The organism is Extensimonas soli (genome assembly GCF_029211265.1).
In the GTDB taxonomy this organism is placed as follows: Bacteria; Pseudomonadota; Gammaproteobacteria; order Burkholderiales; family Burkholderiaceae_C; genus Extensimonas; species Extensimonas soli.
The window spans coordinates 66,274-81,360 of sequence record NZ_JARGEL010000021.1; the positions used below are offsets into that span (position 1 = coordinate 66,274).

Annotated in this window: 11 protein-coding genes; 7 read left to right on the forward strand and 4 right to left on the reverse strand. The window is 65.7% G+C overall.

The genetic code is table 11. The annotated features are described in order from the left end of the window. Window positions 1-36: 36 nt before the first annotated feature. Window positions 37-735 (reverse strand): fumarylacetoacetate hydrolase family protein, encoded by a 699-nt coding sequence (locus PYV55_RS09700; protein ID WP_275850510.1) that lies wholly within the window; start codon window positions 733-735, stop codon window positions 37-39. A gap of 146 nt (window positions 736-881) precedes the next feature. Here PYV55_RS09700 and pgeF point away from each other — a divergent pair, with 146 nt between their 5' ends. Both pgeF and PYV55_RS09710 read left to right on the forward strand, forming a co-directional pair. After that, window positions 882-1,808 (forward strand): peptidoglycan editing factor PgeF, encoded by a 927-nt coding sequence (gene pgeF, locus PYV55_RS09705; protein ID WP_275850512.1) that lies wholly within the window; start codon window positions 882-884, stop codon window positions 1,806-1,808. An 89-nt stretch (window positions 1,809-1,897) separates the two neighbouring features. Next, window positions 1,898-3,601, forward strand: coding sequence for a PHA/PHB synthase family protein (locus PYV55_RS09710; protein ID WP_275850513.1), 1,704 nt, complete (start codon window positions 1,898-1,900; stop codon window positions 3,599-3,601). A 51-nt stretch (window positions 3,602-3,652) separates the two neighbouring features. Here the strand turns inward: PYV55_RS09710 and PYV55_RS09715 are convergent, their stop codons facing one another. Next, window positions 3,653-4,111 (reverse strand): RidA family protein, encoded by a 459-nt coding sequence (locus tag PYV55_RS09715; protein ID WP_275850514.1) that lies wholly within the window; start codon window positions 4,109-4,111, stop codon window positions 3,653-3,655. Window positions 4,112-4,490: 379 nt separating this feature from the next. On the opposite strand from PYV55_RS09715, the gene PYV55_RS09720 reads away from it, so the two are divergent. The 5 genes from PYV55_RS09720 to ahpF all read left to right on the forward strand — a co-directional run bounded on the left by PYV55_RS09720 (window position 4,491) and on the right by ahpF (window position 12,200). Beyond that, on the forward strand, window positions 4,491-7,136 hold the full coding sequence (locus PYV55_RS09720; protein WP_275850515.1) for a DNA internalization-related competence protein ComEC/Rec2: 2,646 nt from the start codon (window positions 4,491-4,493) through the stop codon (window positions 7,134-7,136). Between the two features lie 32 nt (window positions 7,137-7,168). Next, window positions 7,169-8,635 carry a circularly permuted type 2 ATP-grasp protein gene (locus PYV55_RS09725; protein ID WP_275850516.1) on the forward strand — a complete coding sequence of 489 codons (1,467 nt, stop codon included), beginning with the start codon at window positions 7,169-7,171 and terminating at the stop codon, window positions 8,633-8,635. Between the two features lie 142 nt (window positions 8,636-8,777). Beyond that, on the forward strand, window positions 8,778-9,737 hold the full coding sequence (locus PYV55_RS09735) for an alpha-E domain-containing protein (RefSeq protein WP_275850518.1): 960 nt from the start codon (window positions 8,778-8,780) through the stop codon (window positions 9,735-9,737). Window positions 9,738-9,948: 211 nt separating this feature from the next. Then, on the forward strand, window positions 9,949-10,512 hold the full coding sequence (ahpC, locus tag PYV55_RS09740; RefSeq protein ID WP_275850519.1) for an alkyl hydroperoxide reductase subunit C: 564 nt from the start codon (window positions 9,949-9,951) through the stop codon (window positions 10,510-10,512). A gap of 131 nt (window positions 10,513-10,643) precedes the next feature. Further along, window positions 10,644-12,200: an alkyl hydroperoxide reductase subunit F gene (gene ahpF / locus PYV55_RS09745; RefSeq protein ID WP_275850520.1), complete on the forward strand. Its 1,557-nt coding sequence runs from the start codon at window positions 10,644-10,646 to the stop codon at window positions 12,198-12,200. A gap of 55 nt (window positions 12,201-12,255) precedes the next feature. Here ahpF and PYV55_RS09750 read toward each other — a convergent pair whose 3' ends face one another. Continuing rightward, window positions 12,256-13,425, reverse strand: a complete 1,170-nt coding sequence (locus tag PYV55_RS09750; protein ID WP_275850521.1) for a glycosyltransferase family protein — start codon at window positions 13,423-13,425, stop codon at window positions 12,256-12,258. Between the two features lie 92 nt (window positions 13,426-13,517). Beyond that, window positions 13,518-14,942 carry an esterase-like activity of phytase family protein gene (locus tag PYV55_RS09755; protein ID WP_275850523.1) on the reverse strand — a complete coding sequence of 475 codons (1,425 nt, stop codon included), beginning with the start codon at window positions 14,940-14,942 and terminating at the stop codon, window positions 13,518-13,520. Window positions 14,943-15,087: the final 145 nt, after the last annotated feature.

The window sequence follows — 15,087 nt, forward strand, 5'->3', positions numbered from 1 at the left end:
GTGTGCGCTTGTAGCTATTGAAGGAATAGCATTCAATCAGACGACATGCACGCGCAAGGGCGTGAGGCCATCGACGGCGCATTCGATCACGTCGCCGCGCAGCACCGCGCCCACGCCTTCGGGTGTGCCGGTGTAGATCAGGTCGCCGGGCTGCAGCGTCCAGGCGGCCGAGAGGTGTTCTATGGTTTCGGCGATGTTCCAGATCATTTGGCTGATCTGGCTGCGCTGGCGCTGTGCGCCGTTGACCTGCAGCCAGATCGCGGCCTGCGCGAGATCGCTCACCTGCTCGGCGGGGGTGATAGGCGCGATCGGTGCGCTGTGCTCGAAGGCCTTGCCTATGGACCAGGGGCGGCCCTGTTTTTTCATCTCGTTTTGCTGGTCGCGCCGCGTCATGTCCAGGCCCACGGCGTAGCCGAACACATGCTGCAGTGCATCGGCCGCGCGGATGTTGCTGCCGCCACGACCCAAGGCGACGACGAGCTCGACCTCGTGGTGCAGGTTGGCCGTGAGGCTGGGGTAGGGCAGCGCGCCGGTTTCGTCCGCCGGCACAGCCAGCACGGCGTCGGCGGGTTTGAGGAAGAAAAACGGTGGCTCGCGCCCTGTGAAGCCCATTTCCTTGGCGTGCTCGGCGTAGTTGCGGCCCACGCAATAGATGCGGTGCACGGGAAAGCGCTCGGCGCGGCCTACGACGGGCACGCTGGCGATGGCGGGGGGAGGGAAAACGTAGTGCGTCATGCAAAAACTCGGCAGGCAGCGGGGTGGAGATTTTGGGTGTTGTGTGTGCGGCGCGGGCGACGGCGACACAAGCTGCAGTGTGCCATGGCGAAGCTGCCTGCGCAGTTGCTGGTGCAGGCTGGCGGTGCGCGGTTATGCTGCCGGCCATGGCAATGTCCACGCCCACGTCCACGCCTTTTGCTTCGCCCGCTGCAGCGTCCGTCTCATCCAGCGCCGCGCCGCCCGCGGACTGGCTCATTCCCGATTGGCCGGCGCCACCCGGCGTGCACGCGCTGTGCACCACGCGCACGGGTGGCGTGAGCGCGGCGCCCTACGACAGCCTGAACCTCGGCGACCACGTGGGCGACCGCCCCGCCGCGGTGCAGGCCAACCGCGCGCGCCTGCAGGCTGCGCTGCAAAGCATCACGCCGGGCACGCGCGCCGTGTTTTTGCGCCAGGTGCACGGCACGGGCGTGCTGCAGCTCGATGCCGCCACGCCCGACGGCGCCGAGGCTGACGCCTGCGTCAGCACGCAGTCCGCGCTCGCCTGCACCATCATGGTCGCGGACTGCCTGCCGGTGCTGCTGGCGCACCGCTCGGGCACGGTGGTCGCGGCGGCGCATGCGGGCTGGCGCGGGCTCGCAGGGCAGGGCGGGGTCGGGGTGCTGGAGCGGATTTTCGAACGTTTTTGTGCTTTAACCCAATCACAGCAAGCGCAAGCAGCTATCCAAAGTGAAGCACCGGAAAGCGTGGCCGCGAGTACGCTCGCCTGGCTCGGGCCGTGCATAGGGCCGCAGGCTTTCGAGGTCGGCGCCGAAGTGCGCGCGGCTTTTTGCGTGGCCGATGCGGCGGCAGAGCGTTTTTTTGCGCCCGCCGGGCCGGGGCATTTTCTGGCCGACCTCGCGGGCCTGGCGCGCCATCGGCTGCGCGCGCTGGGCATCACGCAGGTCTATGGCAACGACGGCAGCCCCGCCTGGTGCACGGTAACGCAGTCCGCGCGCTTTTTTTCCTACCGCCGCGACCAGCGCGTTGCAGGCGGCAGCGGCCGCTTTGCCGCGTGCATCTGGCGCGAGGATGCGGGCGTGGCACGATGAGTGCGTGTGCCGGTCATGGGCCGCAGGCAGAATGCTTAGCAAGGTTTCAGCAAGTTTTTCTCTCCAACGAAAACCAAGGAAGCTCTCTGATGAATTCCCCCTCGTCTTTCTGGGCCACCGGGGCCCTGTCGCAGCCAGCATTTCTGGGCCAGGCCTGGACGCAGGCACTGCAGGCTTTCGAGCAACTGAAGCCGCCTGCGGGGGCATCCGGTGCGGCGCCATTGCGCTTTGCACCCGAAAAGCTGCAGGCGCTGCAGCAGCAGTACCTCGACGAGGCGCGCGCGCTCTGGACGCAGAGCCTGCAGGGCAGCATCCCGAGCCTGCAAGACAAGCGCTTCAGCGGTGCGGGCTGGGCCGAGAACCCGATGGCGGCCTACACCGCGGCGGTGTATCTGCTCAACGCACGCACGTTCATGGGTTTGGCCGAAGCGGTAGAGGCTGACGCGAAAACGCGCGCGCGCATCCGCTTTGCCATAGACCAATGGCTGGCCGCGATGGCGCCCAGCAACTTTCTCGCCTTCAACGCCGAGGCGCAGAAAAAAGCCCTGGCAAGCAAGGGCGAGAGCATCGCCAAAGGCTTGCAAAACCTGCTGCACGACATCGGCCAGGGGCACGTGTCCATGACCGACGAGAGCCAGTTCGAGGTCGGCCGCAACGTGGGGACGACCGAAGGCGCCGTGGTGTTCGAAAACGAGCTGTTCCAGCTCATCGAATACAAGCCGAGCACGGCCAAGGTCTACGAGCGTCCGTTGTTGCTCGTGCCGCCGTGCATCAACAAGTTCTACATCCTCGACCTGCAGCCCGACAATTCGCTGGTGCGCTACGCCGTTGACCAAGGGCACCGTACCTTCATGCTGAGCTGGCGCAACCCGGATGCGAGCCTGGCGCACAAGACCTGGGACAACTACGTCGAAGACGGCGCCATGGCCGCGATCGAGGTCGTGCGCAACATCACGGGCGCGGCGCAGATCAATGCGCTGGGCTTTTGCGTGGGCGGCACCATCCTCAGCAACGCACTCGCGGTGCTCGCGGCGCGCGGCGACGAGCCCGTGGTCAGCGCCACTTTTTTGACCACGCTGCTGGACTTCAGCGACACGGGCATCCTCGACGTGTTCATCGACGAAGCCTTTGTGCGCATGCGCGAGCTGCAGTTCGGGCAGGGCGGCATCCTGCCGGGCATGGAGCTGGCCTCGACCTTCAGCTTTCTGCGCCCCAACGACCTGGTGTGGAACTACGTCGTGGGCAACTACCTCAAGGGCGAAACCCCGCCGCCCTTCGACCTGCTGTATTGGAACAGCGACAGCACCAACCTGCCGGGGCCGTTCTACGCCTGGTACTTGCGCAACTTCTACCTCGAAAACAATCTCGTCCAGCCGAACAAGCTCACCGTATGCGGCGAGAAGATCGACCTGAACCAACTGCAATTGCCTGTTTACATCTACGGCTCGCGCGAGGACCACATCGTGCCCATCCACGCGGCCTATGCCAGCACGCAGGTGCTGCCCGGGCCCAAGCGCTTCGTCATGGGCGCATCGGGCCACATCGCGGGCGTGATCAACCCGCCGGCCAAGCAAAAGCGCAGCCACTGGCTGCGGGAGGACGCGCAATTCCCGCCCACGCTCGAAGAGTGGCTCGCGGGCGCCACCGAGCATCCGGGCAGCTGGTGGCCCGACTGGGCTCAGTGGCTCGCAGGCCACGCGGGCAAGCAGGTTGCCGCGCCCAAGACATATGGCAAGGGCAAGTTCAAGCCCTTGGAGCCCGCGCCGGGGCGCTACGTCAAGCAAAAAGCGTAGCGGCTGCTAGCAGGCCCCTTGCGGCCTGCAGGGCTCTGCGGGCTCAGCCTCTCAGGCGAGTTCGGCGATCAGTTCGATCTCCACGCACGCGCCCATGGGAATTTGCGCGACGCCGAAGGCGCTGCGTGCGTGCGCCCCCTTGTCGCCAAACACTTCGGCCAGCAATTCGCTCGCGCCGTTGGTCACGAGGTGCTGCTCGGTGAAGTCGGGGCTGGAGTTGACCAGGCTCATCACCTTGACGATGCGCTGCACGCGGTTCAGGTCGCCGCCGGCCGCCGCCTGCAGCGTGCCCAGCAGGTCTATGGCCACGGCGCGCGCCGCGGCCTTGCCCTCTTCGGTGCCTAGGTTGCGCCCAAGCTGGCCGACCCAGACTTTGCCGTCCTTGCGCGCGATGTGGCCGCTCAAAAACACCAGCTTGCCGCTTTGCACATAGGGCACGTAGGCGGCCGCGGGCACGGCGACGGGGGGCAGGGTGATGCCGAGTTTTTGCAGTGGTTCGTACACGTTCATCGGGGGTCCTCGTTCGTGAATGTGAGCTGGGCACGACTTACGCAAATCGGGGTGAGGCAAGGCGCTCGCCCCATGGCAAAACAGCTCGCAGCATCCTAGGAGCCTGTCGGACTTTGGGCGTCGATAGCGAGAAGGTGCCCCAGCGAGGCCAGTTTTTGCCGGATTCGCAGCCCCATAGTGGTGCTATGGGGCAAGAAGACGGTAAAAAATGGGCCGCTGCGGCGCATTCGCAGCCGACGATTCCAAAGTCCGACAGGCTCCTAGTTTGCGTAAGTCCAGATGGGGGTATGGATGTGCGGGGCGTAAGTGTTGCACAGCGCCGGCACTGTCGTGGCGCGGGCGAGCCATCCCGCTTTGGGTGCCCGGGTAGGATGCGCGCATGCCGGCCCCTGCCGTAGATTCGTTCCTCGCGGAAGATTCCGAGCGCGCCTTCTGGCGCCTGCCGGCGCTGCTGCTTGGCGTGCTCGCGGGCAGTGCGTTGCAACTGCAGCAGTCGGCATTGTGGGAGCGGCGCGCGTATGCGGGGCTGCTGCTTTTGGCGCTGGCGTGTGGCGTGCTGGGCGCGTGGCTCGTGCGCCGCTCCTGGCGTGCGCGCTCGGCGCGCGCGCTGCGCTGGTTGCGGCGCGGCGCGTGGTGGCTTGCGCTGGTGCTGGGCGCGCTTGCGGCGTTTGCCGGCGTGGGTTTGCGCGCCGCGGCCTACCAGGACGATGCCTTGTCGCCCGCGCTCGAAGGGCGCGACCTGCGCGTCACGGGCGTGGTCGCGGCCATGCCGCAGGTCAGTGACGTGGGGCTGCGTTTGCGCTTTGCGGTCGAGTCTGCCGAACTCGCGGGCAGGGCCGTCGCGCTGCCGCCCTTGCTCGAGCTGAGCTGGTGGGGCGCGAGCCTGTTCGAGTCGCCCGAAGGCAGCCAGGGGGAAGACGCCGACCTGAGCGCGCGCGCCACGCCATCGATCGCCGCGGGCGAGCGCTGGACCATGACGGTGCGCCTCAAGGCCCCGCACGGCGCGCGCAACCCTTACGGCTTCGACTCCGAACTCTGGTTTTGGGAGCAGGGCGTGCAGGCCACGGGCTACGTGCGCACGGGGCGGCGCGATGTGCCGCCGCAACGGCTCGCGCGCACCTGGCAATACCCCGTCGAGCAGGCGCGGCAGGCCGTGCGCGACGCAATTTTTGCGCGCCTGCTGCCCGCGGACGCAGGTGCTGCGCAGGAGAGTCCGCTGGCCGCGCGCACTGCGGGCGTGCTCGCCGCGCTCGTGACGGGCGACCAGCGCGCCATAGAGCGCGCCGACTGGGATATTTTCCGCGCCACGGGTGTGGCGCACCTCATGAGCATCTCGGGCCTGCACATCACCATGTTTGCGTGGCTTGCGGCGCGCCTCGTGCGCTGGGCCTGGGGGCGCTCGGCGCGGCTGTGCCTGGCGGTGCCGGCGCAGTCTGCGGCGCTCGTCGCGGGCGTGCTGCTCGCGGCGGCGTATGCGCTGTTCAGCGGCTGGGGCGTGCCCGCGCAGCGCACCGTGACCATGCTCGCCACACTCGCGCTACTGCGCCTGGCGGGCCTGCGCTGGCCCTGGCCGCAGGTGTGGCTGCTTGCGTGCGCAGCGGTGGTGCTGGTCGATCCCTGGGCTTTGCTGCAGGCGGGCTTCTGGCTCAGCTTCATTGCCGTGGGGGTGCTGTTTGCTTCGGATGTAGGAGCTGCTGACGCAGGTGCGAAGGGCGTGAGAGGCCATTTTTATGCTTTGTTGCGCGAGCAATGGGTGGTCACGCTCGCGCTCACGCCGCTGTCGCTGGTGCTGTTCGGACAGATTGCGCTCGTGGGGTTGCTTGCGAACCTGCTGGCGATTCCGTGGGTCACGCTGCTCGTGACGCCGCTCGCGCTTGCCGGGGTGTTCTGTGCGCCGCTGTGGCAGCTCGCGGCCTGGACGCTGCAGCCTTTGCTGGCGTTGCTGCAGTGGTTGGCGGCCTGGCCGCAGGCCGTCTGGTTTTTGCCGCAGGCGCCGCTGTGGGCGGGCGTGGCCGCGGTGGGCGCGGGCGCTTTGCTCGCCACGCGCTGGCCTTGGGCCGTGCGTGCGCTGGCTTTGCCCTTGCTGCTGCCGGTGCTGTGCTGGCAGCCTGCGCGGCCCGCGCCGGGGCAGTTCGAATTGCTCGCGGCCGACGTAGGGCAGGGCAGCGCGGTGCTGGTGCGCACGGCCACGCACAGCCTGCTCTACGACGCCGGGCCGCGCTACGGCCGCGCGGGCGTGGCGAGCGACGCGGGCCAGCGCGTGCTCGTGCCGCTGCTGCGCGCGCTCGGCGAACGGCTGGACATGCTCATGCTGAGCCACCGCGATGCCGACCACATCGGCGGTGCGGCCGCCGTGCTCGTACAGCAGCCGCAGGCGCAGCTCGTGGGCTCGATCATGGAGGAGTCCGCCTTGCTTGCCCAGCGCCCCGCCACGCCCTGCCTCGCGGGCCAGCGCTGGGTGTGGGACGGCGTGGCGTTCGAGGTGCTGCATCCGCAGGCGCAGGAGGCGGTAGCCCAGGAGCGCGCCAAACACAGCAACGGCACCAGTTGCGTGCTGCGCATCAGCGCCGCCGCGGGAGGTGACGGCGCACCTGGCGCAAGTGGCGCATCTGCTGCGGCCTTGCTCGTGGGTGACATAGAGCTTGTGCAGGAACAGGCGTTGCTCGCGCGCGGCGCGCCGCTGGCTGCCGACTGGCTGCTGGCCGCGCACCACGGTAGCAAAAGTTCTTCGGGCGCGGAGTTTCTCGATGCCGCCCATCCGCGCACCGTGATGGTGCAGGCTGGCTATCGCAACCGCTACGGACACCCGGCACCTGAAGTGCTCGCGCGCTACGGCGAGCGTCACATCCGCGTGGTCGAATCGACGCGCTGCGGCGCTGCCATATGGACGTCGGCTGCACCCGATGAGGTGCGCTGCGAGCGCGGGCAGCGGCCGCGCTACTGGGCGCACGTGCCGCTGCCGAGTAGGACGCACGATGGCGCGACCGATGGCACTGGCGGTTCTGCAGCCGTCATGGCGCGCTAATTGCTTTGGCAGGGATACAGGAGGCTTTTTGCATGCAACCTTTCGACGAGATGTACGCATCCCTGCCCTACGAGGGCAGCGAGGTGCGCGCCCATTACCGGCGCTATGCCCAGTGGCTGGTGCGCCAGCCCACGGAGCTCATGCAGGCGCGCCGTGCCGAGGCCGAGGTGATCTTTCGCCGCGTGGGCATCACCTTTGCGGTCTATGGTGCCAAGGACGAAGACGGCGCGGGCAACGAGCGCCTGATCCCTTTTGACCTGATTCCGCGCGTCATCCCGGCGCAGGAGTGGGCGCGCATGCAGCGCGGCCTGGTGCAGCGCGTGACGGCGCTCAACCGCTTCATCCACGACGTCTATCACGCGCAGGAAATCCTGCGTGCCGGCGTGGTGCCCGCCGACCTGGTGCTGAACAACGTGCAGTTCCGGCGCGAGATGATCGGCGTGCAGGTGCCGCGCGACGTGTACGCGCACATCGCCGGCATAGACATCGTGCGTGCGGCCAATGCGCAGGGCGAGGGCGAGTATTACGTGCTCGAAGACAACCTGCGCGTGCCTTCGGGCGTGTCCTACATGCTCGAAAACCGCAAGATGATGATGCGGCTGTTTCCAGGCCTGTTCAACGCGCACGCGGTCGCCCCGGTGGCGCACTACCCCGATTTGCTGCTCGAAACCCTGCGTGCGTGCGCGCCTACGACCTCGGCCGAGCCCACCGTCGTGGTGCTGACGCCGGGCATGCACAACAGCGCCTACTTCGAGCACGCCTTCCTGGCGCAGCAGATGGGGGTCGAGCTGGTCGAGGGACAAGACCTGGTGGTCAAGGATAGTTTCGTTTACATGCGCACCACGCGCGGCCTGCAGCGCGTGCACGTGATCTACCGGCGCGTCGATGACGATTTTCTCGACTCGCGCGTGTTCCGTAGTGACTCCATCCTCGGCTGCGCGGGCCTCATGGAAGCCTACCAGGCTGGCCACGTGAGCATCTGCAATGCCGTGGGCACGGGTGTTGCCGACGACAAGTCGGTGTACCCTTACGTGCCCGAAATGGTGCGCTTTTACCTCGGGGAAGAGCCCATTTTGAACAACGTGCCAACCTGGATCTGCCGCAACCCCGAAGACCTGCGCTACGTGCTCGCGCACCTGCCCGAGCTCGTGGTGAAAGAGGTGCACGGCGCGGGCGGCTACGGCATGCTGATCGGCCCCACCGCCACCAAGGCCGAGATCGAGGACTTCCGCCGCGCGCTCGAAGCCGACCCGGCGCGCTACATCGCCCAGCCCACGCTGAGCCTCTCGAGCTGCCCGACCTACGTTGACAGCGGCATCGCCCCACGCCACATCGACCTGCGCCCTTTCGTGCTCAGCGGCCGCGAGGTACAGATGGTGGCCGGCGGCCTCACGCGCGTCGCGCTCAAGGAGGGCTCGCTCGTCGTCAATTCATCGCAAGGCGGTGGCACCAAGGACACCTGGGTGCTCGGAGAAGAAGGGGAGGGCGCACCATGCTGAGCCGTACTGCAGACCATCTTTTCAGGCTGTCCCGCTGCACGGAGCGGGCAGACAAGACCGCCGCTGGCGGGCTTGCACCAGAATACCGCCGGCGCGCGCAGCGCGTGCGGGGTTCTCTGCCCGCCCTCGCACAGGAGGCCCTATGCTGAGCCGCACTGCCGATCACCTTTTCTGGATGTCCCGCTATACAGAGCGGGCAGAGAACACCGCCCGCATGCTCAGCGTGAGCTACGAAACTTCGCTGCTGCCGCAGTCCGCTGCCGAGGCGCAGGCGGGCTGGCAGGGGTTGCTGTCGATCAGCGAGCTGATGCCGGCGTACACGAAAAAGCACGGTGAAATCACGCCCGCCCGGGTGCTGGAATTCATGGTGCGCGATGGCGACAACCCTTCGTCGATCTTCTCGTGCCTGCGCGCTGCGCGCGAAAACGCACGCGCGGTGCGCGGCGCGCTCACCACCGAAATCTGGGAGACGCAAAATCAGACCTGGCTGGAGCTGCGGCGCCACCTCGAAGACGGCGAACTCGAGCGCGACCCCGGGCAGTTCTTCGAGTGGGTCAAGTACCGCTCGCACCTCTCGCGCGGCGTCACGCTGGGCACCATGCTGCAGGACGAGGCTTTTCACTTTCTGCGCCTGGGCACCTTTCTGGAGCGCAGCGACAACACGGCGCGCCTGCTCGACGTGAAGTTTCACGCCGCATCCAAAGATTTTTTCGGGCGCGCGAGCGAGCGCAACCTCGAAAGCGACTTCTACCACTGGAGCGCCGTGCTGCGCAGCGTCTCGGCCTTCGAGGTGTACCGCAAGGTGTACCGCGACGTGATCACGCCGGGGCGCGTGGCCGACCTGCTCATCTTGCGCCGCGACATGCCGCGTTCATTGCACGCAAGCATGCGCGAGGTGGTGGACAACCTGGCCGTGGTCGCCAACGCGCAGTCGGCCGAAACCCAGCGCCGCGCCGGGCGTCTGCTGTCCGACCTGCGCTACGGGCGCATCGACGAAATCCTGGCCACGGGCCTGCACGCCTTTCTGACGCAGTTCCTCGACCGCGTGAACGAGCTCGGCGCGCGCATCAGCCAGGACTTTCTGGTGCTCGAAACCGATTGATTCCGGCCTCTCTATCCTTATATGGCAGCCGCGCCGCTGCTGCCGCGGCTGTCACATGCGTGGTCGCTGTCTGGCGTAGCATGCGCACGTTTGGTCGCAGACTCGGCATAGGAAAGCCCAATCGATTGCATGCAAGCAATCAATTGGCTTGCTGACGGGTTTGCGCCTAGACTTGTATCCGTGTTCAGCAACTCAACCCAAGGAAACAGCAATGTCCGTACTCAACACGCAAATCAAGCCTTTCAAAGCCATGGCCTACAAAGGTGGCAAGTTCATCGAAATCTCTGATGCCGATGTCAAAGGCAAGTGGTCGGTGTTCTTCTTTTACCCGGCGGACTTCACCTTCGTGTGCCCGACCGAGCTGGGTGACATGGCCGACCACTACGCCGAGTTCCAGAAAATGGGCGTCGAGATCTATTCCGTGTCCACCGACACGCACTTCGTGCACAAGGCCTGGCACGACGCTTCGGACACCATCCGCAAAATTCAATACACCATGGTGGGCGACCCGACCTGGGAAATCAGCAGCAATTTCGACGTGCTGCGTCCCGGTCAGGGCCTCGCAGACCGCGGCACCTTCATCGTCGATCCGCAAGGCGTGATCCAGGCGATGGAAATCACCGCCGAAGGCATTGGCCGCAACGCCGAAGAGCTGCTGCGCAAGGTCAAGGCTGCGCAGTACGTGGCGTCGCATCCCGGTGAAGTCTGCCCCGCCAAGTGGACCGAAGGCGCGGCCACGCTCAAGCCTTCGCTCGACCTGGTCGGCAAGATCTGATCTTGGCGCAGGCTGCTTCAGCGAGTGAACCGATAGCACGCAAGCCCTGATCAGCCCGACGCACACCGGGTTCCTGGCACGTTGCTGGGTGCCCGGTTTTTTTCATTTCAAAGACACCCCAGGAGTCCCTCATGCTCGACGACAACCTCAAGACGCAACTCAAGGCTTATCTGGAGCGCATCACACGCCCCGTGGAGCTCGTGGCCACGCTCGACGAGCGGCCCGCGTCGCAAGAGCTGCGCGAGCTGCTGCAAGACATCCGCGCGCTGTCCGACAAGATCACCGTGGTCGAGAAAAACGACCTGCCGGTGCGCAAGCCCTCATTCCTTATCACCCAGCCCGGCGCCAGCACGGGCCCGCGCTTTGCCGGCGTGCCGCTGGGGCATGAATTCACTTCGCTCGTGCTGGCGCTGCTGCACACGGGCGGCTACCCTCCGAAGGCCGACGCAGACTTGCTCGAGCAGATCCGCCAGCTCGAGGGCGACTACGAGTTTGAGACCTACTACTCCGTCACCTGCCACAACTGCCCCGACGTGGTGCAGGCGCTCAACCTCATGAGCGTGCTCAACCCACGCATCCGCCACACGGCCATCGACGGCGCGCTGTTCCAAAATGAAATCGAGGCGCGCGAGATCATGGGCGTGCCCACGGTGTTTTTGAACGGCAAGCTGTTCGGCCAGGGGCGCATGGAGCTTGCCGAAATCGTCGCCAAGCTCGACCAGGGCGCGGCCGCGCGCGAGGCGGCCAAGCTCAACGCCAAGGAGCCGTTCGACGTGCTCATCGTCGGCGGCGGGCCCGCGGGCGCTGCGGCCGCCGTGTACGCGGCGCGCAAGGGCATACGCACGGGCGTCGCGGCCGAGCGCTTCGGCGGCCAGGTGCTCGATACGCTGGACATCGAAAACTACATCTCCATCCCCAAGACCGAAGGCCCGCAGTTTGCCGCCGCGCTTGAGCACCACGTGCGCGAGTACGAGGTGGACATCATGAACCTGCAGCGCGCCCAGGCGCTGGTGCCGGCGAGCACGCCGGGCGGCCTGATTGAAGTGCGCATGGAAAACGGCGCGAGCCTGCGCGCCAAGGCCGTGATCCTGGCCACGGGCGCACGCTGGCGCAACATGAACGTGCCGGGCGAGGAGCAGTACCGCACCAAGGGCGTCACCTACTGCCCGCACTGCGACGGCCCGCTGTTCAAGGCCAAGCGCGTGGCCGTGATCGGCGGCGGCAACTCGGGCGTGGAGGCCGCGATCGACCTCGCGGGTGTGGTCGCGCAGGTCACGCTGCTCGAATTTGCGTCCGAGCTCAAGGCCGACGCGGTGCTGCAGCGCAAGCTGCGCAGCCTGCCCAACGTGGAAATCATCGTGAACGCGCAAACCACCGAAGTCACGGGCGATGGCCACAAGGTCACAGGGCTGCAATACCAGGATCGGGTCAGCGGCGCGCAAAAATCGCTCGCGCTCGAAGGCATCTTCGTGCAAATCGGCCTGCTGCCCAACACCGACTGGCTCAAGGGTACGCTGGAGCTGTCGCGGTTCGGCGAAATCGTGGTCGATGCGAAAAACCACACCAGCCTGCCCGGCGTGTTCGCCGCGGGAGACTGCACTACCGTGCCTTACAAGCAGATCATCATCGCCGCAGGCGAGGGCGCCAAGGCCGCGCTGAGCGCGTTCGACCACCTGATCCGCCGCTAGCCTTTTTGTAAGCTAAAACGGCCTCTAGCGCAGATAGATCCAGCGCTTGCAGCTATCAAAATAGGATTTTTTTGGCTGCGGCGCTGGCTCCATCCTGCTCTGGCCCTTGCGCCTGCGCCAGGATGCCGGCAAGGATGTCAGGGATTTCGAACACCGCACGGTTTTCCAGCGGACGCACGCGCGCACGGTAGGCGTCGAGCTGCGGCACCATCTCGGCCACAGCGCGGCGGATGGAGCGGAAGCTGCGCAGCACGATGCCGATCTGCTGCTCTTGCACCCAGACGGTGTTGTAACGCTCCTGCGGCATGGTCCAGGCGTTGCGCTCCACGATCACGGGCAGGTTTTTCTGCACCGCTTCGCTGAGGCTGCCCGGCCCCGGTTTGCCGATGAAAAAATCGGCCAGTTCCATGTAGTACGGGATTTCGCGCGTAAAACCCAGCACCAGCCGCGGCGCGGCCGCGGGCAAGGCGCGCAGCTTGTTGGCCAGCGCCTCGTTGTGCCCGCACACCAGAATCAGCTGCGTGTCCTTGAGCCGCTCGGCGATGCCCAGCATGGCCGCCGAGCCGCTGCCGCCGAAAAGCACCAGACCCGTGGGCAGGTCGGGGTCCAGCCCGTGCTTGCGACGTTCGCTGACACGATCTATGTTCAGCGGACGGTAAAAATCCGGCCGCAGGATCATCCCTGAAGTCGCATGCACTTGCTCTGGGCCGTAGCCCTGGGCGTACGCTTGTGCGACGGCTTTCGGTGTGCCGCAGATGAAGTGCTGCGCCTGCCCGCGCTCGATCCAGAAATGCGGCGGGTAGTCGGCCAGGTCGGTGAGGATGGTGGCGTAGGGCACGCCGGGCAGCGCCGAGGTCAGGCTGGCGTAGAGCGCGCGGTTGAAGTTGGGCACCACCGAAACGACCATGTCGGGCTCGGTGCGCAGCCAGTGCTGCTGCAGACTGCGCACGAGCCGCGGATGCGCCAGACGGATGACGGCCTGCAGCAGCTTGAGTTCCTGGCGAAAGCTGAGCGTCCAGCCGCGCTCCAGGCGCCGGTTGTAGAGGTCTTCAGGGCGCATGCCCGTGAACCTGCGAAAGCTCCCCTGCGGGTCGAGCACTTCGAACAGGTTCACGAGCCGCACCTGCCACGGTCTGCCTTGTTCGCGAATCACTGCTTCAAGCGCGTTCGCCGAAGCGCGATGGCCACCGCCTGCGTCGAAATACACCAAATCTATACACGTCATGCGCGGCCATCATGGGTGGCATTTGTGACTTGGGTGTGACGCGGTCATGAGGGAGCTCCACACAGGCTGAAACAGCCCTTCGTCACGACGGCTCAATCCTCTTGGGGGTTGTTGTGGCGTTGGTCGCCATTGTGGTGTGAACTGCGACTGTCTTCGAAACGTTGGTTCTCGAACTTCGAGCCACCCAGATCGGCGTCGGTAAAGGTGAATACGAACCACTGGTTCGGATTGCTCTTTCCTGCTGGCGACATAGCCAGAAAGTCATTGTCATTGGCTACGTACAACGTATGCTTGAGCACGCCGCCAACCACCACATCGTCGCCAAAGGCCATGCCTTCGAGTTTGGCCGGAATTTGATCCACGGGGATGCCCGCAGCAGTCAGTTTGGCGACGATATCGAGAAACAAGGTTTTGCTCGGTGCCAGCGGCAGCAACGCGGCTTCGCCGGTAAGGTTCGACACGTCTTGCGCATTGGCGAGGTCGATTTTGTAAATCCGCTTGACGCTGGCCTTGCTGTCGTCGCCCAGGCCCTTGCCGTCGCGTTCGAGGACCAGGAGTTCATGGCTATTGAGGGCGAGCAGCTCGCTGCTGTTGTAAGCCTTGGCCTTGTCGGTTAGATAGTTGTCATAGGCGAATTGCTGCACGGCACCGGTTTCGAGGTCGACCTTGATGATGCGGTTGGAGCGTCCACCATCGCCGCCGTCCTCGATCAACGGACTTTGGATAAATCCGAACAAGGTCTTTCCATCGGGAGAGATCGCGAGCCCTTCCATCCCTTTGTTTGCGACACGGCCGCTTGTATTGCCCTTGATTTCCGCGTCTCCGGTCGGGGCTTTGTGCGCGACGGCCAAGCGTTCGGGTAACCGGATCGCACGTACGCGGGCGCCGGTGGCGCGGTCGAACACGTACAAATAGGGGCCATATTCGTCCGATATATACGCGCGGCGCCCATTGCGCGAGACGCGGATGCCCTCCGGGTCAAGGCGTGCGTCGCGCATATCGGCCGAAGAGCTGGCCGGATCGAAGTTGTCGGAGCGACCAGAGAAATAGTGGCGAGCCACGGTGTTCTCTGCGGGCACCGCGCCGTAGCCAGCCACTACACCGCCATACTGCAATGGCACATGGCTGAACAGCAGGGTGGTACCGATCAGCGTAGGTTTGAGTGTGTACGGCAGACCGGTGCTTGCGTCCGGGGCGGGAATCAAGTCTAGATGCAAGGTGTGAAAGCGCGGCACATAGCTTGTCGTGTTGTCCACGCCGGCATTCCAGCTGACGGCATTCGGGCCGCGGTCTGGCAGTGCCAGAAAGGTGTTGCCGCCGGCCCAGGCGAGGCCCGACCCGATGCCGCCAAGCAGGTCGCCGCGCACGCCGTTTTCGAGTAAGGCACTGCGGCCGGAAGCATCCGACAAGGTTCCTGGCAATTGGCCGATGGCAATCAAGTCAGCGGCGGGGGCCGCAAGGGTGTGCATGCCGAGCGCGAGCGCGACGGCGAGGAGAGGGCGGTTATTGAATAGCATGATGGATCAATCGGTGGAAGCCATGCCTGCGTGTCCGTGGGACTTGTCGCCAACGACGCCAAAGTCCTACGGGTTTCAGAGCATGGTGGTGGAACGGATAACTGACCGTGTCCATCGTGCTGTGCGTTTGTTACGATTTTTTGAT